Genomic DNA, 24,517 nt, shown 5'->3' with positions numbered 1-24,517 from the left:
AGAAAATATAGGATAAAAATTTGAAATATATCTCTTAATTTTCGCTGCTGTCCTGTCCTTGGCTGTTACCGGAGATTGGTCGGATGAGGGTAAATTACAAATTAATTTTTTTCGCCATAAAATAAAAAAGATTACATTTGCGTTTACTGTAAATATAATCGACTAAAGCTGTATCGCATGCGTAGATTAACCTCTTTATCATTGCTCGTAGGTACCGGCGTAATGCTATCCATGACTGCCTGTAACAAGAAGGACGGTGGAGGACTTTTCGGCAAAAAGAAAGAAGTTTCCTCTGCTACCGGCTGGAACTATAACGACCAGAAAATGGGTGGTTTCAGTGTAGCCAAGAATAAAAACCAGCAAACCGGACCGGGCCTTGTGTTTGTACAGGGCGGTACTTTTGCCATGGGTGCCACTGAGCAGGATGTAATGGGCGACTGGAACAACATTCCACGTCGTATTACAGTTTCCTCTTTTTACATCGATGAATCAGAAGTAGCCAACGTACACTATCGTGAATACCTGTTCTGGCTCGCCCGTGTTTATGGAGAGTCTTTCCCGGACGTGTACCGCAACGCGCTGCCAGACACCCTGGTATGGCGTAGTGAACTGGCTTATAACGAGCCGCTGGTGGAATATTACTTCCGCCACCCTGCCTATAACGACTATCCGGTGGTAGGCGTTACCTGGAAACAGGCGACCGACTACTGTAAATGGCGTTCCAACCGTGTCAACGAAAAGATGCTGATGGACAAGGGCCTGCTTTCCAAAGCAGACGTCACCAACCAGTCAGACGACAATACATTTGATACCAAAGCCTACAGCGCCGGCCTGTACGAAGGTACTCCGGGCAAAATGTCCAAATCCACCAAAGACCAGTTCAAAAACCCGGACGGTACCCCGCGTACCGCCCAGTTTGAAGATGGTGTTATGCTGCCGAACTACCGCCTGCCCACAGAAGCAGAATGGGAATACGCGGCACTGGGTTACATCGGCCAGAACCCCGGCCCTTCCAAAAAAGAAGGCAAACACGGGGAAGAGCTGATCATGAACAAACAGGTATATTCCTGGGGCACCAACACCAGCGGTCTGCGTGATATCCGCCGCGGCACCATGCAGGGTCAGTTCCTGGCCAACTTCAAGCGTGGTTCCGGTGATAACATGGGTGTGGCCGGTGGTCTGAACGACCGTGCGTCCATCCCTGGCCCTACCCGCTCCTTCTACCCCAATACTTTTGGCATCTATAATATGTCCGGTAACGTGTCTGAATGGGTACTGGACGTTTACAGACCACTCAACCCGATCGATGGAGAGGACTTCAACTACTTCCGTGGTAACAAATTCCAGACTGTTTACCAGAACGAAAACAAAGAGTTCGAAAAAGACAGCCTGGGCCACCTGAAAATGCGTGACGTTACCGACGAAGAAAGTGCTAACCGTCTCAACTACCAGAAAGGTGACGTTATCAACTACCTCGATGGCGACTCCCTCTCCCAGGTGGAATATGGTTATGGCATCACTACCCTGATCAACGACAAATCACACGTGGTGAAAGGCGGTAGCTGGAATGACCGCGCTTACTGGCTCTCCCCCGGTACCCGCCGTTACATGCAGGAAAATATGGCCACCAACACCGTAGGCTTCCGTTGCGCTATGGACCGTGTGGGCAGCCCTGAAGGTAACAAGTTCAAGACTGGTAACCTGTTCAAGAAACAAAGACAGAAGCGGTAGTTCTCGCAAAGCTCGCTAAGGAGCAAAGAGCGCAAAGATTTTTTTAAGTTTTAAATAAGAAAACAAAAGGGGCGATGATCAAATTGATCATCGCCCCTTTTGTTTTCTTTGCTTGTTTATACTATTTGATCCTTTGCGCTCTTTGCTTACTTAAGCTTCTTTGCGAGACCAGAGTTCCAGGATCTCCTCCGTGTGGTTTTTGGTGTCCGGTTTTTTGATGATGTGATCAATCACTCCTTTCTCATTGATCAGGAAAGTGGTCCTGTGAATACCATCATATTTCCGGCCCATCATCTGTTTTTCTCCCCAAACACCGTACTGGTTCACGATCTGATGATCATCATCCGCCAGCAGGGTAAAAGGCAGTTCATATTTTTCGATGAACTTCAGATGACTTTGTTCGCTGTCGGTGCTGACACCGATCACCTCATATCCTTTCTTCGTCAGTGCGCTGTAGTTATCGCGCAGGTTGCAGGCCTGAGCGGTGCAACCGGGCGTCATGTCTTTCGGATAAAAGTAAAGCACCACACGCTTGCCTTTCAGGTCCGTCAGTGATACGGTCTTTCCGTGCTGGTCTTTGCCTTTGAATACCGGCGCTTTGTCGCCTTCCTTTAAGTTTACCATATCGTGTTTTTTTTACTTTAAAAATCAACGTTTGAAGGACAGGTGGTAGCTGCCTTCATTGCCGGCAACGTCAGTCACTTTCATCACGAGGGTATGATTGCCTGGCGGGCAATGCTCATCAAACGTGTAGGTGAGCACGTTGCCTTTGCGGGAAAACATCAGCCACTGGCCATCCAGCTCTCCGCGGAAATCTTTGATACCACTGGCATCGCTCATCACGAAAGAAAGTTTGGTGGCCCTGGACAGGTTGGCGCCGGGCTTTACCGCTACCGGCGTTACTTTGGGCGCTACCGTATCTATTTCAAGGTGGAAGTTGCCAAAATCGCGGAAAGTACCTTTATACCAGCCATCTTCCTTTACAGTAGCGGAAGTATTACTGCTGCCCAGTCCTTCCCGCACCATCACCACTTTGGGCTGCAGGTACTCCGGAACTGTTTTGGTGGGCTTCAGCCGTACATCGAAGAAATCGTGTACCGGCACCAGCGGCGTATGCAGCCGGTAGATATTGGAATAGCATTTAGGGGAAGTAGCCGCTACTTCCTGGTAGTTGAAGCAGATCTGATCGTACAGCGCTCTTTCATCTACATAAAATTCCACCTGGTTATTTTCAAAAATATTACGGGAGTCGGGATACATGGGGTTGGCGCAGGTTTTCTCCGGTGCTTCGTCTCCGCTTTGCTGCAGGTGGAGCTTCACGGTGGAAGTATTGCCGTAGGCGTCTTTCACCAGCAGTTTCACTTCATGTACCTGGCCGTCTGACAGGTTGATGGTACCATCTCCTTTCAGATCGTGGTAGATGCCCAGTTCATTGCCCGGTACGGAAAACAGCAACTGGAGATAAGGCCCGTTGCCTTTTTTCACTTTGTAGTCGATATGTGCGTTCAGATAACGTGTCTCGTCGTACCCGATGTCATCCAGCTGAAAGTCGATATCCGGTACGTCGTTGTTGTACATGAACACTTCGTAGATACCGTAGGTATTGGGCACGTTGTTCATCCGGTCGATGGCGTTGATGCCCAGTCCGGCTTTGTGCGCCCGTACTTTCACCACCGGCTGGGTGGTGGTGTAGTGATCTCCCACCTTTTTCACCGGCAGTATTACCGGTTGTTGTTCGTAGATACTTCTGTCTCTATCGTAAATGGCTATACGATAAACGTCCGGTGGGCGGGTATCCGCGATATTAAAGCCGAACAGCAGTGGGTTCAGCGGTTTTTCCGTTTGAGTATTTCTGATTTCGAAGTGCAGGTGCGGGCCGGCGGAGCCGCCGGTATTGCCGCTCCAGGCTACAAAGTCGCCTTTTTTTACCGGGAACATATCTGCCGGGATAGACAGGTCGCTGGACCAGCTTTCATTGGCGTATTGCTGTTTTTTCACATAAGCCTGTAAAGCCGGGAAGAAGGCGTTCAGGTGCGCATATACTGTCGTATAACCATTCGGGTGGGTGATGTACAACACGTTGCCAAAGCCGGTATGCGATACACCGATACGGCTTACATAACCATCTGCCGCGGCATGTACCGCCATGTTTTCACGTTGCCGGGTTTTAATGTCCATGCCGGAGTGAAAGTGGTTGGGTCGGAGTTCACCGAAGTTACCCGCCAGTTCTATGGGAATTTCAAGAGGATTCCTGAAATAGCCTTTTGGATAATTCTTTTCGGGAACGGATTGTGCCTGTAATAAATGCGGTAGTAAGCAAAATAAGCCAATGACTCTCTTCATAATATGCAATGGTAGAAAAAAAATAGGAATTGACAGACGTAATTTCTTCCGTACATTAGATGCCGCAAAACAAGTATATCCTACATGTCTATCCTGGTATCACAACTGAGCAAGGTCTATGGCGAACAACGGGCAGTGGACGCTATTTCCTTCGAACTGAAGAAGGGGGAAATCACCGGTTTCCTGGGCCCTAACGGGGCGGGGAAGTCCACCACGATGAAAATGATCACCGGTTTCCTGCCTCCTACCAGTGGCAGTGCCAGCGTGTGCGGATATGACATCGTGCGCCAGTCGCCCGAAGTACGCAAACGAGTAGGATACCTTCCGGAATCCAACCCTTTGTACTATGATATGTATGTAAAGGAGTTCCTGGAGTTTGTCGCCGGCGTGCATCAGCTGGGTAAAACCGGTGCTGAGCGTATCCGCCGGGTGATTGACATGACCGGCTTATCGCCGGAGAGCCGCAAGAAGATCGGGGCGTTGTCCAACGGCTACAAACAGCGGGTGGGGCTGGCACAGGCCCTGCTGCACGATCCTGAAGTGCTGATCCTGGATGAGCCTACGACCGGGCTGGACCCTAACCAGCTGGCCGATATCCGGCAGCTGATCAAAAACCTGGGGACCGACAAGACCGTGATCCTGTCCACTCACATTATGCAGGAAGTAGAAGCGCTCTGCGGGCGGGTGATCATCATCAACAAAGGGAAAATAGTGGCGGACGACCAGCTGGCCAACCTCCAGCAGCAAAACGCCACCGGCGGCTACCTGCAGGTGGCCTTCGGAGAGCCTGCCACCGAAGCCGAACTGTTGCAGATACCCGGTATTTCCCGGGTGGCTGCCCTGGAAAACAACACCTGGCAGCTGTATACCAGCGAGGTAGATGCTGTGCGAAAAAACCTGTTACAATTTGCTTTGATTAATAACCGGAACATCCTTTCTTTGCAGAGCAATTCACAAAGCCTGGAATCTATTTTCCGGGAAATAACAAAGCGTGTGGACCCGATGGGTGAAATGCCCGCTGCTAACCGCTAATAGCTAACAATTTATAACTTTCGAATTATGAGTACCATTTCAGCAATCCATGCCAGGCAGATCCTCGACAGCCGCGGTAATCCTACAATTGAGGTAGACGTAACCACCGAAGACGGTCATTTCGGCCGTGCTGCCGTTCCTTCCGGCGCTTCTACCGGTAAACACGAAGCCGTAGAACTGCGTGACAACGACAAGAGCGTTTATGGCGGGAAAGGCGTACTGCAAGCTATTAAAAACGTAAACGAAATCATCGCAGAAGAACTGATCGGCTGGGAAGTTACTGACCAGGCAGGTATTGACAAATTGCTGATTTCCCTGGACGGAACCCCCAATAAAGCGAAACTGGGCGCTAACGCTACCCTGGCGGTGAGCATGGCCGTAGCCAAAGCTGCCGCTGAAGAATGCAACCAGCCGCTGTACCGCTACCTGGGCGGCGTAAACGCATTCACCCTGCCTATTCCCCTGATGAACATCATCAACGGTGGTGCGCACGCGGACAATAAAATTGATTTCCAGGAGTTTATGATCGTTCCGATCGGCGCTGCCACTTTCTCCGAAGGTCTCCGCTGGGGCGTGGAAGTGTTCCATAAGCTGAAATCCGTACTGAAAGGCAAAGGCTACAGCACCAACGTAGGCGACGAAGGCGGTTTCGCTCCTGAAATCCAGAGCAACGAAGAAGCTATCGAAACTGTACTGGAAGCCATCAAAGCAGCCGGTTATACCCCGGGCGAACAGATCGCTATTGCCCTGGATGCCGCCAGCAGCGAGATGTACAACGAAGAAACCAAAAAATACAAGTTCTATAAGAGTTCCCAGAAAGAAATCACCAGCGACGAAATGGTGGCTTACTGGACAGAATGGTGTGCCAAATACCCCATCGTTTCCATCGAAGACGGTATGGCAGAAGACGACTGGGAAGGCTGGAAAAAACTGACCGAATCTGTAGGCAGCCGCGTACAGCTGGTAGGTGATGACCTGTTCGTAACCAACGTAAAACGCCTGAAAGAGGGTATCGATAAACACATCGGCAACAGCATCCTGATCAAAGTAAACCAGATCGGTACTGTCACTGAAACCATCGATGCAGTGAACATGGCCCACAAAGCAGGTTACACCTCTATCATGAGCCACCGCTCCGGTGAAACAGAAGATACTACCATCGCTGACCTCGCAGTAGCGCTGAACTGCGGCCAGATCAAAACCGGTTCTGCTTCCCGCACCGACCGTATGGCCAAATACAACCAACTGCTCCGTATCGAGGAAGAACTGGGTGAAGTAGCGATCTATCCTACCAACGCCATCAGCGTAAAAAAATAAAATCTAATATTCAGGGATTTTTTGATTTACGATTTTGGAATTTAAAATGCTGCGACGATCTGCTTCAGTTAAATTTCAAAATCGTAAATCAAAAAATCCCTAAATTGCATTATGTCTTTTCTGAAATCCATAAAACTGCCGCGCTACATAAAGAACAAGTTCTTTATTACAGCCCTTGCTTTCGTGATATGGATCGCCTTCCTGGACAAGACCAACCTCATGTACCAATATCAGTTCCAGTCAGAAGTGAATAAACTGGAAGACCAGAAGGAATTTTTCATCAAAGAGATCAGACAAACCCGGGAAGAACAACAGGAGCTGCTGTCCAGCCCGGAGAAACTGGAGAAATTCGCCCGAGAGAAATACTATATGAAAAAAGATAATGAAGACCTGTTCATTATCAGCCCCGCTCCCCAGCAGTAATTGGTTCCCATCTCCCTGCGGATCATAAAAATTTATCTTAAATTAACAATACATTGCACCTTTCTATCGTTATAAAGTAGGATACAATTCTCTTATCAAATCTATATTGCATGAGTAATTTTACACTATCTACCCTCTCCCACCTGTGTCTTGTTACTGATAGCGATCTCAAACGTTCACAACAGGAAGCATCATTGACCCGGGAAGAGCAGGCTTGTTTCGAGGACACGAAAGCCGTCCTTGACACTGTTCGTTTTTCTCCCAGGGCCGCCACGCTCCGGTTAATCTTTGATTACGCTGCCAGTAAGCCGGAAAAACCATAATCCGGCACACTTGTACTGACTTTACTGCCTGTCGATTGTACTGCAAGTTCCACGTGCGGTTATCGACTCATTTTTCCTATTTTTACGGCATGACCAAAAAAGAGCGTTTTGCATTCGTTATCAGCTATTTCGAGCAACATGCACCCAATGCCGAAACCGAACTGATTTATGACAATCCTTACCAGCTGCTGGTAGCCGTTATCCTCTCCGCCCAATGTACCGACAAACGGGTGAACCTGACCACTCCTGCCATCTTTGAACGTTACCCGGATGTGGAAGCGCTCAGCCACGCCACCTTTGAGGAGCTGTTTCCCCTGATCCGCAGTATCAGTTATCCTAACAATAAGACCAAACACCTCATCGGGATGGCGCAGATGGTCATAGACGATTTCAACGGCGAAATACCGGCTACGGTACCGGAGTTGATAAAATTACCCGGCGTAGGGCGTAAAACCGCCAACGTGATCACCTCTGTGGTGCACCAGCAACCCAATATGGCCGTAGATACGCACGTATTCAGGGTATCCGCCCGTATCGGCCTTACCACCAATGCTAAAACACCGTTACAAACCGAGCTGCAGCTGCTGAAATATATCCCGAAGGAAAAGGTGTATATCGCCCATCACTGGCTGATCCTGCACGGCCGCTATATCTGCATCGCCAGGAATCCCAAATGCGGTGAATGTGGCCTGCGGCCGGCGTGTAAATACTATCAACAAATCACAAAGGCTCAGTAACAATTACGTATATTCAGTATACCTAAATCTTCCGTATGCGCCCATTCCTGACTGCCAGCTGGCGGAATCTGCTGATGCTCAATTTTGCCGCAGATGCCAACACGCTGCGGCCATATCTCCCGGCACACACCGAACCGGACACCTTTAACAACATCCATTACGTCAGCCTCGTTGGCTTCCTTTTCCAGGACACGAAAGTCAAAGGTATCGGCTTCCCCGGCCATCGCACCTTTGAGGAAGTGAACCTTCGTTTTTATGTCCGCTATAAAGACCAGGGCCAGTGGAAACGGGGGGTGGTATTTATCCGGGAACTGGTGCCCAAACCACTGATCACGCTGGTAGCCAATACCCTCTACAAAGAAAACTACGCCACCCACCGGATGCGTCACCAATGGGGGCAACCGGATGCCGACACCCTTCATGTGCAATACGAATGGGAAGTGGCCGGCCAGATGAACTACCTCAAGGCTACCGCCGCAGCGAAGCCCCGGCCGCTGGAAGAGGGCAGCGAAGCCGCTTTTATCACAGAGCATTACTGGGGCTACACCCGGCTGGACCATCGTACCACCGGTGAATATGAAGTGGCCCACCCCAGGTGGGACCTCCACCCGGTGATTGACTACGATTACCGGTGCCATGCCTCCCGCCTGTATGGCCCGGCCTTCGGCCCGGTACTCGAACAGGCGCCGTTGTCGGCCCTGCTGGCCAATGGCTCTCCCATCGCGGTGATGCATGGCCGTAAACTGCGGTCCTGAACCGCCGGAAACCCATTACGTTTTTTTCTTCCATCATAAATTTCCCAGACGATTTACAATAATTTGCTATCTTAAGCAGTTCATTCAGATGCATTTAAAAAGCTAAAAAAACGTTATGAAATCAGCCGTAAGAGTACAATTGTCCTTCATGATGTTCCTCGAGTTCTTTATCTGGGGAGCATGGTTTGTGACATTAGGTACGTTCGTATTAAAAAATCTGCAGGACACCAATGCCAACCAGGTGAGCGTTGCTTTCCTCACCCAATCGATCGGGGCTGTCATCGCACCTTTCATCGTGGGTATTATTGCGGACCGTTTTATTTCTGCCCAGGTGATCCTCGGCGCCATTCACCTGATCGGGGCAGCGCTTTTATGGACCTGCTCCGGCATGACCAGCTTCGACAGCTTCTACCCTGTACTGCTGGTGTACATGATCCTGTACATGCCAACGCTGGCGCTGGTAAACTCCATCTCCTTCCGGCAGATGAGCGATCCCAGCAAGGAGTTCTCCACCATCCGCGTGTTCGGCACCTTCGGCTGGATCATCGCCGGACTGCTGATCGGCTGGCTCAACTGGGAAAAATCCAACACGCTGGGCCTCACGTTTAAGATGGCTGCCGGCGCATCCCTGCTGTTGGGCCTCTTCAGCTTCACGCTGCCAAAGACGCCACCGGCCAAAAAAGGCACAGAGATCTCTGTAAAAGAAATCCTCGGCCTGGATGCCATCCGGATGCTGAAAAACCGCTCCTACCTGCTCTTTTTCCTGGCTTCCATCGCTATCTGCATTCCCCTGGCGTTTTATTACAACTTCACCAACCCATTCCTCAACGAGATTGGGATGACTGCCGCCGCGGGTAAACAGTCCCTCGGGCAGATGTCAGAATTTTTCTTCATGCTGGTGATGCCGCTCTTCTTCGTCCGCCTGGGCGTGAAAAAGATGCTGGCGCTAGGTATGCTGGCCTGGGTACTGCGTTACGTGCTGTTTGCCTACGGCAATGTGGATTCCAACTACTGGATGCTGATCGTGGGTATCGTGTTGCATGGTATCTGCTATGACTTCTTCTTCGTTACCGGTCAGATTTACACCGATAAACTGGCGGGGGAAGAATTCAAAAGCTCTGCGCAGGGCTTCGTTACCCTCGCCACCTATGGCGTAGGCATGCTGATCGGCTTCCTGATCTCCGGTCCTATCGTAGAGTCTTACAAAACCGCTTCCGGCCACAACTGGCAAGGTATCTGGCTGATTCCTGCCGGTATCGCCGCTGCTGTGCTGGTGCTGTTCATGCTGCTCTTCCAGGACAAAACAACGCAAAAAACCGCCTGATTTTTCAGCTTATAATTTTTGAACTTACGATGCAGCGGGGCTATGCTTCGCTGCATTTTTTTTTCAGATGGTTTTAACAAACAGTGCTCTCCCCAAAGTGTGGTTAACCTCTACCTCCGTTAATACGCCGTTGGTATATTTATAGATGTTTTTTTTCCCTTCCGGCAGTCCCAGTTCATACTGGCCGCTTCCCAGCGCGCGGAGGGGCAGGAATTTGCCCAGCGCTTCCGAAAAGATACGGGACACCTGCTTGGGTTCTGAAAAGTAAAGATCAGCAACACAATGTGCTATTTCTGTGTTGTCGATCACAGAGCGGGCGCCGTTCAGCAGTACCGTGTAGTCGTTTCCGTTACGGCGCGTCGTTGTTTCCTTGTCTTCTCCTTTTTTCCCTGCCACGCGGGTGGACCTGGCCAGGGTGAGCACGTTGTTATCGTACTCGTTGAGGATGTCGCTGTTGACCTTTGCCAGTAGTGTCTGGATACGGGTTTTAATCGTGATACTCTTGGCAGATCCGGTTACTTTACGTTGTGCTTCGATAGTGCCCACTGCATGATTGGCGATCCGTACTTCAAAAGTGGTCGTTTGGGCATGTGCCGGGGGGCAGGATACAGCTACCGTTGCAACGCATAACAATACACGAAAAAGGCATTTCATAAATAGGAGGCTTAAACTAAAAATTAAACATCAGCGGGGAGGTAGCTGTAATAGTCCCCTTGTTGAAAATACAAAAAATCCCTGAAGTTTGGCGCCTGTCTCAACTCTTAATACAGCAGGGGCGCAGCGGAGATGGTCTCCATTGCGCCCCTGGCCTATCCAACGCATTAGCGTCTATTATCTTATAACATTTCCTTAATGCGGGTAATGAGCTCTCCCTTGGTGATAGGAACGCCCATGATTTTATGATACCCTTGTGCATCGATCAGGTATTGATCGCGGATAATTTTGATCAGCTGACCATTGTTGATTTCCGGTATCAGTACTTTATCGTAGCTGTGGAGGATTTCATCCAGATTTTTCGGGAACGGGCGCATATGGCGGATATGGGCGTGGGCAACCTGGTGGCCTTCTGCCAGCAGGTCCAGCACGGCGCTTTTAATGGCGCCGAAGGTGGAGCCCCAGCCGAGTACCAGCACTTTACCTTTTTCCGGGCCGACTTCAATTTTCTGCGGGGGGATATGGTCTGCGATCTTATCTACTTTTTCCTGGCGGATTTTCACCATCAGCTGGTGGTTTTCAGGATCGTAGCTAACGTTGCCGGTGATATTTTGTTTTTCGAGGCCGCCGATGCGGTGTTCCAGGCCGGGAGTGCCGGGTACGGCCCAGGGGCGTACCAGGTTTTCATCGCGGTGGTAGGGCAGGAAATGTTCTTCTCCTTCTTCGAGTTGTTTTTTGAATTTCACTTCGATGGCCGGCAGGTCAGCGCTTTTCGGGAAGCGCCATGGCTCGGCGCCGTTGGCGATGTAGCCGTCACTGAGGAAGATGACCGGTGTCATGTGCTGTACGCTGATGCGGAAGGCTTCAAAGATGGCGTCGAAGCAGTCGGCCGGCGTAGAAGCGGAGATGATCGGCATGGGACATTCGCCGTTACGGCCGTAATAAGCCTGTAACAGGTCTGATTGTTCCGTTTTCGTAGGCAGGCCGGTAGAAGGGCCGCCACGCTGAATATCTACGATCAGCAGCGGTATTTCCAGCATCACGGCCAGTCCCATGGCTTCGCCTTTCAGGGCCATGCCCGGGCCGGAGGTGGTGGTAATTCCCATGTGGCCGCCGTAGGAGGCTCCGATGGCGGAAGTGATACCAGCAATTTCGTCTTCCGCCTGGAAGGTACGGATACCGAAATTTTTGAAGCGGCTCAGCTCATGCAGGATATCAGAAGCCGGTGTGATGGGATAGGTACCCAGGAATATCGGCAGATTGGCTTTTTGGGAGGCCGCTACCAGGCCGTAAGCCAGGGCGGTGTTACCGGTAATGCTGCGGTAGGTGCCCGGCTCCATGCGGGCTTTTTCCACGCGGTAACGGGTGGTGAAGGCTTCTACGGTATCGGCGAAATTGTAACCGGCGCGCAGCACTTTCAGGTTACTGTCCAGGATCTCCTGTTTTTTGCCGAATTTTTCCTGCAGGAAAGCTTCTGTACTTTCCATATTACGGTCGTACAGCCAGTAGAGGAAGCCCAGCACAAACATGTTTTTGGCGCGGTCTTTCTCTTTCATGCCCAGTGAAGTCTCTTTCAGGGCTTCGCGGGTCATTTTGGTAACGTCCATGACGTGGAGCTGGTAATTGGCCAGGGAGCCGTCTTCCAGCGGATTAACGCCTTCGGGATAGTTGGCCAGCCGGAGGTTTTTGGCATCGAAACCGTCCGTATTGGCGATGATGATACCGCCTTTTTTAAGTCCTTTCAGGTTGGCTTTCAGGGCGGCGGCGTTCATGGCTACCAGCACGTCGCAGGCATCGCCCGGGGTAAATATTCTGTTGGAAGAAAAATGAAGCTGAAAACCGCTCACACCCGCCAGGGTCCCCTGCGGGGCCCGTATTTCGGCAGGAAAGTCCGGAAATGTGCTCAGGTCATTGCCGATCAGCGCGGTATTATTGGAGAACTGGGTACCTGTCAACTGCATCCCGTCTCCACTATCGCCTGCAAATTTTATCACTACATCATCCAGTTGTTGAATCGAAGTATTAGACATCTATTATTCTTTTAAGGTATCTTAGTATAAGGTATTCTGTATAAAACAGGTGTAAATTTAGGCAATCGGCGGATGTTATGGCCAAACCTGCGCAAAATCATGTCTATTTACCTACAAAAGTACACAAATCCAGTAGACTATTACTGTCAGAAAAGGGCTTTCACATTACTTCTTGTTATGGGTGATAACTACAGGTTATTGACTAATAATTGCTAATTTTAATACAAATTCAGTGGCAACGGGAGCTGGATGTCAAATCAAATCGTACTTTTATTCCGTTAATAATTTTAAACTATATTTTATGGCACTGTTTCAATCGAACAACCCTGTACTCAAAGAAAGTATTTTTGACAAGGCTGCTCATTCTGATGGCGCTACCATGAGCATCCGTGGTACTGTTAACAAAATGTCTTTCCTGCTGATCATGCTGATGGCAGCAGCTGTTTTCTCCTATGGTCAATTTGTAAAAGGCAGCTCCAATGTCTTTCCGCTGGTGATCGGCGGTGCCATTGGCGGCTTTATACTGGCACTGGTTATTATTTTCAAGAAAGAATGGTCCGGTTATCTGGCCCCTGCTTATGCGCTGGCGGAAGGTCTTTTCCTCGGCGGCATCTCCGCGATGTTTAACGCGCAGTGGCAGGGTATTGTGCTGCAGGCGGTAGGCCTCACTTTCGGCACCTTCATCGCTATGCTGGTACTGTACCGCACGGGCGTTATCCGTGCTACCGAACGTTTTAAATCTATCGTGATGACGGCTACCCTGGGTATCGGTATCTTTTACCTGATTGCCATGGTGCTGCGTTTATTCCATATTGAAATGCCATTGATCCACAGCAGCGGTACTTTCGGTATTGTATTCTCCGTTATCGTGGTGGCTATTGCTGCGCTGAACCTGATACTGGACTTCGACATGATTGAGCAGGGCGCGGCCATGGGCGCACCCAAGTACTTCGAATGGTATGCATCTTTCGGTCTGCTGGTGACGCTGGTATGGTTGTACCTTGAAATCCTGCGTTTGCTGAGCAAATTAAACAGAAGATAAACGATCGTTTTTTCTTTATAGTTAAAAGTCTCCCGGCAAACCGGGAGACTTTTTTTGTTTTGTTAATGTCTTCCAAAAGAATTGTTAAAGGGGATATACCTGCGGTTTTATGGCACCGTGTTTGCAAAACTACCATCAGTTCTTTACATCAAAAAATTGATAGCAATATGCTGACACCTTTACTTTAACCATAGAATCTTTATTGTTTAACTGTTAAATCGTGTGCTATGAAAAAATTGAAAGTAACCATGTTGGCATTGGCAGCAGTAGCGTTTGGAACCTTTGCTTTCAAAGGAATAGAAGGTGGCTCCGTCACAGGTAAAGTAACACCTGCAGATGCCGCTACTGAAGCACTGGCTATCACTGGAACAGACACGTTAAAATCACCTGTCAACGACGGTGCTTTTAGCTTTCAGAATGCCAAATCAGGAACCTATACGGTGATCGTAGGTGCCAAGGCGCCTTTTAAACCTGCCACCATCGCAGATGTGAAAGTAGAAGATGGAAAGGCGACTGATTTGGGAGAAATTAAACTGACAAATTAATCAAGAGCAATAGTTGGTTTTCATAGGGGTTAATCAAAAGCCGGTTCCGTACGTCTGTACGGCCGGCTTATTTTTTTTGGGTACGTCCGTAGGGGTAATTGTTTCTTCAGCCGTCATTTTTGCATAGCCCCCTAAAAATGACTTTTATGAAGAAACAAGCTATCATAACTTACACCAGTCTCAGTGTGAGCTGGTTATTGCTGATGCTGGCGATCTTTACCCTGATCCTGAGCGGCTGCGCCCGGGACCAGATTGCCGGATCAGGCCATATCGTAGCGGAAACCCGCAACACCGCTCCTTTTTCAGAAGTGGAAATATCCGGTCCTTTTGAAGTTCACCTGGTGCAGGACAGTACCGCCGCTGTAGAGATCAGGGCGGAAGATAATGTTATTGGCGCTGTAGAGACCAATACCAGCAATAATACCCTGTTCATCCGCCTGCGGAACCGGGTGAGGTTGTGGCGTCATATGCCTATACAGGTGTATGTGCATAGCCGCAACTACCAGCGTATTAACTTCGCCGGCTCCGGCAGCCTGGATAATAAGGACACCTTACAAGGCAATACTTTTTCCTACCAGATTGATGGCAGCGCCAATGCTACGCTGGCGCTCACTGTGCAGGAACTGCATACCCGGATCAACGGTTCGGGCAACCTCGATCTTAAAGGCAAGGCCATTTCCCTCAACAGCGCCATAAACGGCAGTGGTCAGGTGGCAGCGCTTGACCTCGACACACAGCGGGCCGATATTACCATCAAGGGTTCCGGCGACCACACCATACGCGTACGGGACCAGCTTTCTGTAGGCATTTACGGCAGTGGCGACGTAACTTATACCGGTAATCCGCAGAAAGTACAAACGGACATTAAAGGATCAGGTAAGGTAAAAAAGATCTGATTCGTATAACCTGCACTGTTAGACTGTGGTAATTCACAGTATATACACTGGAAGGGTCTCTGCAGCTGTAGCGGAGGCCCTTTTTCATTTAGGAATTTTGATATTTTGGTATTTGGTTATTGGGTTTAGGGAGCAGTGGCGTTATAGTGATGGGAGTATAGGCATTCCCAAAAAAAAATTAGCCATTTGGAAAACCCAAATGGCTAAATATCGAAATAACTAAATTTCTAAATTTCTAAATGATTATGCGCCACCCAGTTTGCATTTCTGCAGTACTTCCCAGGATTTGCCGTTATGACGCAGGAAGTAGAGGTTGTTTACTTTGAAAGTAGCCTCGTATTCCTTGTTTTCGTATTCGGGCCAGGCCTTGTTGAACTGTTCGTCGTCCAGGTCTTTAAACGCTACGGTTACGTGCGGTGTAAAGCCGGTACGTGCCAGCATGGTACTGAATCCGAATTCCTTACGCAGGAAGTTGATCAGCTGGCGATGCATGGTAGCCATGGTTTCGCTTTTTTCCACGTTGATGAACAGGACGCGGTTCTGTTTGTTCGGGAAGGTACCGAAGTTTTTCAGGGACACTTCGAAGGGAGCCTGTGTTTTAGCGAATTCCGTCAGTTCATCGCAGAAGGCTTTTTCCAGTGCCGGATCGGCTGTAAAGGGTACCTGCAGGGTGATGTGCGGCAATACTTTCAATGCGTACATTGGCCCGTATTGTTCAGCAAATTCCTGTTTTATTTTGATGATTTCCTTACCTACTTCTGCAGTGGGCAGCAGTGCGATAAAGTAAATTTTATTATCTGGTTTGGGTTCGAAGCGTCTGTTCTGGCCACCGGGTCTTGGTCTGCCGCCGCCGCCGCGATTGTAGCCGCCACCACCGCCACCGCGGTTATAGCCTCCGCCACCGCCGCCGCGATCGTAACCACCACCGCCACCGCGGTTGTAGCCTCCGCCACCGCCGCCACGGTCGTAACCACCACCGCCACCGCGGTTGTAGCCTCCGCCACCGCCGCCACGGTCGTAACCACCACCGCCACCGCGGTTGTAGCCTCCGCCACCGCCGCCACGGTCGTAACCACCACCGCCACCGCGGTTGTAGCCGCCACCACCGCCGCCGCGATCGTAACCACCACCGCCTTCGCGGTTATAGCCACCACCACCGCCACCGCGGTCGTAACCACCACCGCCACGATCGTAGCCGCCACCACCGCCTTCGCGGTTATAGCCTCCGCCACCGCCGTCGCGGTTGTATCCACCACCACGATCATAGCCGCCACCGCCGCGATCATAACCACCACCGCCGCCGCGGTCATATCCGCCGCCGCCACGATCGTAGCCACCTTCACGATTGTAACCGCCATCGCGGTTGTACTCAGTACGGGGGCGATACCCACCCTCGCGATTGTAATCAGTACGTGGACGACGTTCTCCGTCTCCACCGTTGTAGTCGGGTTTTCCACCCTCCCGCTCATTGTTTAAGTTGGGTCTGTAGTCACCTCTCTCCTTGTTGGGATCATTCTCTTTGTTGGTATCAGAAGAGTAGGGCCTGCGGGGGCGTTCGTTTCTCTCAAAATTCATCTTACTTAATTAAGCGTTTGAAGCAATATTAGCTATGATTTCATAAAAATGAAACACATCTTGATAAGAGTTATACATCGGCGCCGGCGAAACCCTGATGACTCCGGGTTCCCTCCAGTCAACGATTATACCGGCATCTGTCATTTGCTGATGTATCTCTTTTCCTTTTTCCAGGAACAGCAAAGATAGTTGTGCGCCACGTTCATTACAATTTTTAGGTGTAATAATTTCAAAATTAATGCCTTTCAACTGCTGCAGCAAAAACTCCAGGTAATTGGTCAGTCCCTGGCTTTTTTCTCTCAAAGCGCCGATACCGGCTGCTTCAAATAGTTCGAGGGATGCTTTCAGGCTTACCATGTTAAAGACCTGAGCGGTACTTTGTTGCCATCCTTCGGCTTCTTTCTTAGGCACAAACCCTTTTTCCATTTTAAAACGTGCACTCTCTTCGTTGCCCCACCAGCCACCCAGGCGGAGAAATCCGCGGTCGCTGGCATGTTTTTCATGCACAAAGGCGCCTCCTACTGCGCCGGGACCACCATTCAGGTATTTATACGAACACCAAACGGCAAAATCTACGTCCCAATTGTGCAAAGACACCGGAATATTTCCTGCTACGTGCGCCAGATCGAAACCGGCATAAGCACCTGCCTTATGAGCAGCGGCCGTAATAGCGGGTATATCAAAATATTGTCCGGTGTAATAATTAATCCCTCCGAATAAAACTAATGCTAAGCTATCACTTTCCTTGTTAATAATATCTAAAATATCTTCTAATCTTATTAATTGTTCTCCAGCCCTGGGGGAAACCTCAATAATGGCCGTTTCCGGGTCAAAACCGTGAAACCTGACCTGCGTTTCCACTGCGTATTGGTCGCTTGGAAAAGCTCCCGCCTCCATTAACACTTTAAACCGCTGTTTGGTTGGCCGGTAAAAACTCAGCATCATCAGATGGAGGTTAACAGTGAGTGTATTCATCACCGTTAGCTCCTGCCGGCTCGCTCCCATCATTCCGGTCAGCGGCTGACTGCAATACTGCTGGTAATAGAGCCAGGGATTCTTGGCTGCCCAGTATCCTTCCACTGCACACTGCTGCCAATCTGCCAATTCCTGTTCTATCGCTGATTTTACATTTTTAGGCTGTAATCCGAGTGAATTGCCACATAAATAAATTGCGTCCTTTCCTTTTCTTTGGGGGAAATAAAACTGCTCCCTGAATTTATTTAATGGATCCTGCCGGTCCTGCTCTTTAGCAAATGCTAAGGTTGCTACGTACTCCATGGTCTTCCAATCTTTAGCCAATCCTTCTTTTTAATGGCTGAGGGTATCGCCTGCTGATACCGGTATCTTTCCTTCGCTAAAATCTAAATTCTGTATGATTCTACATCCAATAAAACAGGCAAACCTGTATAACTGTTTAAAACAGACCGTCTTCTGTCAAAAATTAACGTCCGATAATCATATGGCATATAAGGCTAAGGCTGTATATAGCTAGTAACGTGAACGCTCTGAGGGTCAAATGTAACAATAGCTATCGAATTGCCCACCATCCTGTTTGTTAAAATTTGTTAACAACAATAAAAATATGGTTTCATCCACAATATACAAAAAAAATCCGTCCTGAAGAATCAGGACGGAGACTGTTAACCTACAACTGTTACACTGTATTACTAAAAAGATGTAATTATCATGTTATTAATTCACCGAAATCCCTGCCTTGGCGCTTTTCCGGTGAATCTCCTCCTGCTGTTCCTTTTCAGGGGCCGGGAAGAAATTATAAGGCTTCGGTGACATATACTTCGGATCATGCAGCTTCTTCACCTCGTCTTTCTTCATAAATATTTTTAATATCAGCACCAGGAAAGGCACATATTTCAGTGTCCTGGACATTTTATAGCGGTCCAGCACATCAATGGAACGTTTGTTCATGGCATACATTACCGGCACCAGGATCAGGGTCAGGAAGGTCGCAAAAATCAACCCAAACACCATTGTCCAGGCCAGCGGGCCCCAGAAGGCCACGTTGTCCCCACCGAAGAATATATGTGGTTTGAATTCGCTGAACAGGGTGGCAAAGTCAATGTTAAAGCCTACTGCCAGCGGGATCAGCCCCAGGATGGCGGCAATTGCGGTCAGCAACACCGGCGTCATACGGGTTTTACCTGCTTCCACTACGGCTTCATACACCGGCATGTTCTGCATTACCAGCAAATCGGTAAACTCTACCAGTACGATACCGTTCCGCACCACGATGCCGGCCAGCGCCATAATACCCACCCCGGTCATTACAATGGAAATATCCATTTTGAAGATGGAGAAGCCCAGGAACACCCCGATGATGCTGAACAGGATCTCCATAAAGATCACCAGCGGCCTTCCGATAGAGTTGAACTGGGTCACCATGATCATCAGGATCAACCCGAATGCGCCCAGCATGGCCATCAGGAGGAAGTTCATGGTTTCCTGCTGGTCTTCCTGCTCACCCGTCATCTTGATTGTCACGGAGTTAGGGTGACTGAAATCATTCAGCGCTGTCTGGATATGCTGTACTACTTCGTTGGCGTTAAAGCCCGTCAACACGTTGGAATACAAAGTGATAACCCGTTTCTGGTCAATACGTTTGATACCGGCGTAGGTATTGGAATAATGAATGTCTGCCACTGCCGACAATGGTACCTGTCGTACGGCGCCGCCCATATTCATATCCCGGTATACCAGATTGAGGTTCATCAGGTTATTGATGTTGTTACGCTGATTTTCCTGCAATCTTACCATGATCTTGTATTCATCTTTGGCGTCCCTGATTTTAGACGCTTCAAAGCCAAACAAGGCGGTACGCAGGGCGCCACCGATCTGGCGGGTGGAAATGCCTTCGTTGTTGGCCCTTTCGCGGTCAATGTTCACCACGATCTCCGGCTTGTTGGCCTCGAAGTCGCTTTTCAGTTCTTCCACGCCGTCCACCCGCAGCGAATCGAGGTAACGTTTAAGCCTGAACGAAGAGCTGGTCAGCTCGTCAAAGTTATCGCCGGAAATTTCAATGTTGATCGGTTTACCGGTGGGGGGACCGCCCTGCTCCTGTTCTACGGTGATATTAGTACCGGGGATGCCTTTTACGGCCGTACGGATCTTGTCGAGGTATTGTACGGTGGACTGTCCGTTACGGGCGCCGAATTCAACAAAAGCTACGGTCACCTTGCCTTTCTGTGGCTGGGTGCTCATGTCCATCTGCGATGGATCGCCGGCGCCTTTGGCCACATTGGAGATGATGGACTCCACGATAGGATTGTTGGCCCCTACTACTTTCGTAATGCGGTCTTCCACGATGTGGGTGATGGAGTCGGTGTATTTCTGGTCGGTACCATTGGGCAACTCTATGTAGGTGTAGATAAAGTTCGGATCTGCCTGCGGGAAGAATACCACTTTCGGGTTGCGGATACCGGTGAGGATGATACTGAAGATCAACAGCGCAAAAGTCGCTACCAGGATCCATACGGGGCGCCAGCCCACCAGGCACCATTTCAGCACATGTTTATAACGTTCCTGTACTTTAGGCCAGAAAGTGTGCTGGAAGTGACGGGCCACACCGCCCAGCCAGAAGCGTTCCAGTGCGATCATCCCGTAAGCGAAGATCACAAAATTGCCTACGCCTACGCTGCCGTTGGCATATCCCAGCAAGGCGATCAAAGCGAATACAGCGGTGAGTATTTTGAACTTACGGTCAAATTTAGGTTTGGGATGATCTTCCCCTTCATGGCGGTCCATAAAATCCACCGCAAACACAGGGTTGATGATATACGCTACCACCAGCGAAGCGCCCAGGGTAGTGATCAAAGTCACCGGCAGGTAGAACATGAACTTACCAATAACGCCGGGCCAGAATAACAGCGGTACGAAAGGCGCCAACACCGTCAGGGTTCCTGACAATACCGGCAAAAACACCTCTCCCGCCGCTATCTTGGCGGCTCTTACTATACCCAGGTCTTTTCGTTCGTTAAAAATACGGTGTACGTTTTCAATCACCACGATGGCGTCATCTACAACGATGCCCAGTGCCAGCAGGAAGGAGAACAGCACCATCATATTGAGGGTGAACCCATATACCGGCATGAGCAGGAAGGCGATGAACATGGAGATAGGCACCGACAGCGCCACGAAGATAGCGTTCACCGCGCCCATGAAGAACATGAGGATAACGGTTACCAGGATGAAGCCGATGATGATGGTATTGATCAGGTCATGCAGGGTAACGCGGGTGGATTTGGACTGATCGGCGGTGATGGTCACATGCAGTCCTTTCGGGAAGTAGTTGGCCTCCATGTCTGCCTTGATCGCCTGTATTTTGTCAGACGCGTCGATCAGGTTTTTACCGCTTTGTTTGATGACGTTGAGGGTGATTACGTTTTTGCCGGCGAGGCGGGCGTAGCTTTCCTGTTCGAGGAAACCGTCCACCACGTTTGCTATGTCTTTCAGGTAAACGGTGGCGCCGGACTGGCCACGGACGATGATGTTACCGATCTTTGACGGGTCTTTGTACTCTCCTTTTACGCTGAGGGTACGTTTCTGGCCGTCCATGGTTACCAGGCCGCCGGAGATGGTGATGTTTTCTCCCTGGATGGCGCCTACGATATCTTCGAAACCGATCCTGGCGGCATCCATTTTATATTTATCAACGTTGATCTGTATTTCTCTTTCCAGCTCCCCTACCAGGTCTACACGGGTAATTTCATTCAGTGCCTCGATGCGGTCTTTCATATCGTCTGCATAACGTTTCAGCGTCTGCAGGTCGAAGTCGCCGGAGAGGTTCACGTTCATGATGGGGATCTGGGACACGTCGATTTTTACGATCTGCGGTTCCTGTGTCAGATCTTTCGGCAGGTCCTTTTTTGCGTCGTCCACTTTCTCTCTTACCTGCTGACGGGCCGCTTCGATGTCTTCGTTGGCATTGAATTCGATGGTGATGGCGGAGAAGTCCTGCATGGAAGTGCTTTTGATCTTCTTCACGCCGGAGATGCCGTTGAGCTGTTTCTCAATGGGCTTTGTCACCAGTGTTTCCATATCTTCCGGGGAAGTGCCGGCATAGATGGTGTTGATGTAGAACTGTGGGAACACTACTTCCGGGAACTGTTCCTTGGGCAGGTTGATATAGGAAAATATACCCGCCAGCGCAATGATAATGGTGGCAACGTAGATGCTCACCTTATTATCAATCGACCAGCTGGTGGGTTTAAATTCTTTATGGAGATTGTCTTGCATAAACTTGGTTTTGGCTGTTAGTGGTCAGCATTACAGTTTGATCAGGTCATTATCATTGAGGCCCTGATAACCGGTGGTGATGATTTTATCACCGGCTTTTAAGCCGTCTTTGATTTCAGCCTTATCGTTATAGGTGCGTCCCACTTCGACGGTCCTGCGCAGGGAGGCCAGCTGTCCGTTTTTGGATGCAGCCACCATCACGAAGGGTTTACCGGAGGAGTACTGGATGAGGTTTACCGGAATTACGACAGCGTTGCTGGTGGAGTAGTCTACTATTTTGATATGCGCGATCATGTTAGGGCGCAGCGCGTTATCGGGTTTCAGCGGCACTTCGATTTTGATGGTACGGCTGAGGGGATCGATGGTCCTGGAAGCGAAGGAGATGTTTGTTTTGATCTCGCGGTTGATATCCGGGAAAGAGAGGATAACGCGGTCGCCTGTTTTCAGGAGGCCGGCATACGCTTCCGCCACGTTGGCGGTCACTTTCAGGTTGTTGGCGTTCACCACGCGGAAAGTAGGATTACCGGGCGTTGCGTTATCGCCTACTTTAGCGATCACCGCGTCTACGGTGCCGCTGATGGGGGCGATGATGCGGGTCTGGGCCAGCTGGTCCTGCAGGGTGGCCATTTTCCTTTCCAGTGATTCCTTTTGGTTTTTAGCGTTGAGGTACTGTACTTCGGAACCTATTTTTTGTGACCAGAGGTTTTTCTGTTTTTCGAAGAGGGTGTTGGCCAGGTCCATCTGGGTGCGCAGTTCAGCCATATTGGCTTTCAGCACCTGATCGTCCACCTGTGCCAGTGTCTGGCCTTTGCTTACCTGCTGGCCTTCTTTCACGTAGATAGCGGTGATAACACCCATGGTACGGGCGGACACGTTTACGTTTTCGCGGGCGTCCACGCTTCCCTGCACGTCGATATAATGTTCGAACACGGTGTCTCTTACTTCAGACACGGTAACATCTTTCATCCTGGCTACTGTATCTTTTTTGCCAACTTCCTTCTCAAGATCGGCGATTTTGGTATCGAGGGCCGCTCTCTCCTTTTTCAGTTTTTCCAGTTGTTCTGCTTTGTTGCCACCGCCGCCGCAGGCAGCTATTACGACAGCGAGCACCGGGACCATGAAAAGATATTTTTTGTTCATATAGCTAGTAGTGATAGGTGATTGAAAAGGTTTTGCACTATAGTTTGCCATAAGCTTTGAGCAGGTCTATCCTGGCAACGATGGCGTTGTACAGTGCGGTGAAATAATTGTTCTGGGCGGTGAGCAGGTCATTTTCGGCTGTCGTCATTTCCAGGCTGGAACCCACGCCTTCGCGGTATTTGATCTGGGTGGTGTTGTGTACGTCTTCTGCGAGCAGCATATTCTTTTCCTGCGCCTGCAGGGAGAGCACGTTGTTGCGGAAGGTGGAAGCGGATTGTTCTCTTTCGAGATCGATGCCCAGTTTGGCATTTTCGATGGCCACTTCACTTTTCTTTACCGCCAGCAGGGCCTGGTCTACCTGTCTTCTGCGTTGCAGTCCGCTAAAGATGGGCACAGAGAGGTTAAGGCCGGTATTGAGGTAGCCGTACCACATCTGGCTTTTGAGGTAGTCGAATTTATCACTGCCGCGGAGTGCGCCGGTAGCAACGAAGAGCTGCAGGGAAGGCAGACCTTTCAGTTTATATCTTTTCAGGTCGTATTCGTTGGCTTTCTTTTGTGTTTCGAGCAACTGGTATTCGACGCGTTGGGAGTAGTCGAACTTGTCCATATCGGGGATGCTTTCGGCGATCCTTTCGGTGGACAGGGTATCGGTGAGTGCTACCGGCTGTTTCAGCGGCATGCCCATTTGGTATTTGAGTGCAGCCACGCCTATTTCCACGAGGTTGCGGAGTTTTGTCTGTTCTGTCTGGAGGTTGGTGTACTGTACGACGAGGCGGTCTACGTCCAGTTTTTCGACGAGGCCGTTTTTATTAATTTCTTTGGTATCGTTGAGCAGTTTTTCCAGTGTATTGATGTTGTTGGTCAGGATGGCCAGTGCTTTACGGGCTGACAGTACATTATAATAGGCTTTATAGACGTTGGCTTTAACGTCTATCTGTGATTTGGCCACATTTTTTGAGACCAGGTCTTCCAGGGTTTTACGTGCCTGGAGGGCTACCAGTACGCTGGGGTCGAAGAGGGTCTGTGTAAGCCTTACTTCGCCCATGAGGTTTTGGGGGAGCTGGAAGCTGATTGCCGCAAAGGAATCTTTGGGCGCTCCCGGCATGAAATTGCCCACGCTGAACATTTGTTTCTGGACGATCGGGTTGTACTGATACTGACCGGTACCGGTGATGGTGGGGAGGGCCAGGCCGCTGACTTCTTTATTTTTGGCCAGCTGGATCAGTTCATCGAGTCTGGCTGTTTTTACCGCCGACTGGTTAGCCAGGGCATAGTCCACTGCTTCCCGGGCCGACAGACGGACAGGCTCCTGGGAGATGGTCTGGGCGCCGGCGTTGACGGCCAGCGCGAGCAGTCCCACCATGGAAGCCATGCCGGTGAGCCTTCTGATACGTTGCATA

At 50.0% G+C, this 24,517-nt stretch carries 20 protein-coding genes; 11 read left to right on the top strand and 9 right to left on the bottom strand.

Annotated features, from left to right (window positions below; all coding sequences use genetic code 11):
• Positions 1-177: 177 nt before the first annotated feature.
• Complete coding sequence (locus B5D63_RS17755) at positions 178-1,731, top strand: SUMF1/EgtB/PvdO family nonheme iron enzyme (protein ID WP_078670101.1); 1,554 nt, start codon at positions 178-180, stop codon at positions 1,729-1,731.
• A gap of 150 nt (positions 1,732-1,881) precedes the next feature.
• Here the strand turns inward: B5D63_RS17755 and bcp are convergent, their stop codons facing one another.
• Together bcp and B5D63_RS17745 are read right to left on the bottom strand one after the other, a co-directional pair.
• Positions 1,882-2,355, bottom strand: coding sequence for a thioredoxin-dependent thiol peroxidase (gene bcp / locus B5D63_RS17750; protein WP_078670100.1), 474 nt, complete (start codon positions 2,353-2,355; stop codon positions 1,882-1,884).
• A gap of 24 nt (positions 2,356-2,379) precedes the next feature.
• A complete protein-coding gene (locus B5D63_RS17745) occupies positions 2,380-4,074 on the bottom strand; it encodes a peptidoglycan DD-metalloendopeptidase family protein (RefSeq protein WP_078670099.1) in 1,695 nt (564 codons plus the stop codon).
• A gap of 84 nt (positions 4,075-4,158) precedes the next feature.
• On the opposite strand from B5D63_RS17745, the gene gldA reads away from it, so the two are divergent.
• The 7 genes from gldA (at position 4,159) to B5D63_RS17710 (ending at position 9,985) form a co-directional block, all read left to right on the top strand.
• Complete coding sequence (gene gldA / locus B5D63_RS17740; RefSeq protein WP_078670098.1) at positions 4,159-5,106, top strand: gliding motility-associated ABC transporter ATP-binding subunit GldA; 948 nt, start codon at positions 4,159-4,161, stop codon at positions 5,104-5,106.
• 27 nt (positions 5,107-5,133) lie between these two features.
• Positions 5,134-6,423: a phosphopyruvate hydratase gene (gene eno, locus B5D63_RS17735; RefSeq protein WP_078670097.1), complete on the top strand. Its 1,290-nt coding sequence runs from the start codon at positions 5,134-5,136 to the stop codon at positions 6,421-6,423.
• A gap of 111 nt (positions 6,424-6,534) precedes the next feature.
• Positions 6,535-6,846 carry an FtsB family cell division protein gene (locus tag B5D63_RS17730; RefSeq protein WP_078670096.1) on the top strand — a complete coding sequence of 104 codons (312 nt, stop codon included), beginning with the start codon at positions 6,535-6,537 and terminating at the stop codon, positions 6,844-6,846.
• Positions 6,847-6,956: 110 nt separating this feature from the next.
• Positions 6,957-7,169 (top strand): hypothetical protein, encoded by a 213-nt coding sequence (locus tag B5D63_RS17725; RefSeq protein ID WP_078670095.1) that lies wholly within the window; start codon positions 6,957-6,959, stop codon positions 7,167-7,169.
• Positions 7,170-7,258: 89 nt separating this feature from the next.
• Positions 7,259-7,906 (top strand): endonuclease III, encoded by a 648-nt coding sequence (gene nth / locus B5D63_RS17720; protein WP_078670094.1) that lies wholly within the window; start codon positions 7,259-7,261, stop codon positions 7,904-7,906.
• A gap of 35 nt (positions 7,907-7,941) precedes the next feature.
• Entirely contained in the window at positions 7,942-8,661 is a 720-nt protein-coding gene (locus tag B5D63_RS17715) for a YqjF family protein (protein ID WP_078670093.1), read from the top strand.
• Between the two features lie 115 nt (positions 8,662-8,776).
• Positions 8,777-9,985, top strand: coding sequence for a nucleoside permease (locus B5D63_RS17710; protein ID WP_078670092.1), 1,209 nt, complete (start codon positions 8,777-8,779; stop codon positions 9,983-9,985).
• 63 nt (positions 9,986-10,048) lie between these two features.
• Here the strand turns inward: B5D63_RS17710 and B5D63_RS17705 are convergent, their stop codons facing one another.
• Positions 10,049-10,639: a DUF6134 family protein gene (locus B5D63_RS17705; RefSeq protein WP_143312956.1), complete on the bottom strand. Its 591-nt coding sequence runs from the start codon at positions 10,637-10,639 to the stop codon at positions 10,049-10,051.
• Positions 10,640-10,821: 182 nt separating this feature from the next.
• Positions 10,822-12,669 (bottom strand): 2-oxoacid:acceptor oxidoreductase subunit alpha, encoded by a 1,848-nt coding sequence (locus B5D63_RS17700; RefSeq protein WP_078670090.1) that lies wholly within the window; start codon positions 12,667-12,669, stop codon positions 10,822-10,824.
• Positions 12,670-12,970: 301 nt separating this feature from the next.
• Here B5D63_RS17700 and B5D63_RS17695 point away from each other — a divergent pair, with 301 nt between their 5' ends.
• The 3 genes from B5D63_RS17695 to B5D63_RS17685 all read left to right on the top strand — a co-directional run bounded on the left by B5D63_RS17695 (position 12,971) and on the right by B5D63_RS17685 (position 15,152).
• Positions 12,971-13,711 carry a Bax inhibitor-1/YccA family protein gene (locus B5D63_RS17695; protein ID WP_200817014.1) on the top strand — a complete coding sequence of 247 codons (741 nt, stop codon included), beginning with the start codon at positions 12,971-12,973 and terminating at the stop codon, positions 13,709-13,711.
• A 227-nt stretch (positions 13,712-13,938) separates the two neighbouring features.
• Positions 13,939-14,256 carry a peptidase associated/transthyretin-like domain-containing protein gene (locus B5D63_RS17690; protein ID WP_078670089.1) on the top strand — a complete coding sequence of 106 codons (318 nt, stop codon included), beginning with the start codon at positions 13,939-13,941 and terminating at the stop codon, positions 14,254-14,256.
• Between the two features lie 146 nt (positions 14,257-14,402).
• Entirely contained in the window at positions 14,403-15,152 is a 750-nt protein-coding gene (locus tag B5D63_RS17685; protein WP_159456064.1) for a head GIN domain-containing protein, read from the top strand.
• A 243-nt stretch (positions 15,153-15,395) separates the two neighbouring features.
• Here B5D63_RS17685 and B5D63_RS35455 read toward each other — a convergent pair whose 3' ends face one another.
• From B5D63_RS35455 to B5D63_RS17650, 5 genes are all read right to left on the bottom strand, one after another.
• The gene (locus B5D63_RS35455) at positions 15,396-16,727 is read right to left on the bottom strand and encodes a 2'-5' RNA ligase family protein (protein WP_235021563.1); all 1,332 of its coding nucleotides are present in this window, start codon (positions 16,725-16,727) and stop codon (positions 15,396-15,398) included.
• 9 nt (positions 16,728-16,736) lie between these two features.
• Positions 16,737-18,005 (bottom strand): kynureninase, encoded by a 1,269-nt coding sequence (gene kynU, locus B5D63_RS17665; RefSeq protein ID WP_078670086.1) that lies wholly within the window; start codon positions 18,003-18,005, stop codon positions 16,737-16,739.
• Positions 18,006-18,419: 414 nt separating this feature from the next.
• Positions 18,420-21,977, bottom strand: coding sequence for an efflux RND transporter permease subunit (locus B5D63_RS17660; protein WP_078670085.1), 3,558 nt, complete (start codon positions 21,975-21,977; stop codon positions 18,420-18,422).
• Positions 21,978-22,007: 30 nt separating this feature from the next.
• The gene (locus B5D63_RS17655; protein ID WP_078670084.1) at positions 22,008-23,117 is read right to left on the bottom strand and encodes an efflux RND transporter periplasmic adaptor subunit; all 1,110 of its coding nucleotides are present in this window, start codon (positions 23,115-23,117) and stop codon (positions 22,008-22,010) included.
• A 37-nt stretch (positions 23,118-23,154) separates the two neighbouring features.
• Positions 23,155-24,516, bottom strand: coding sequence for a TolC family protein (locus tag B5D63_RS17650; protein WP_078670083.1), 1,362 nt, complete (start codon positions 24,514-24,516; stop codon positions 23,155-23,157).
• Position 24,517 lies beyond the last annotated feature (1 nt).

The sequence above is a fragment of the Chitinophaga eiseniae genome, assembly GCF_900167135.1.
Taxonomy (GTDB): domain Bacteria; phylum Bacteroidota; class Bacteroidia; order Chitinophagales; family Chitinophagaceae; genus Chitinophaga; species Chitinophaga eiseniae.
Note: the sequence above shows the minus strand (reverse complement) of the source record. Positions and strands in the feature narration are given on the sequence as shown.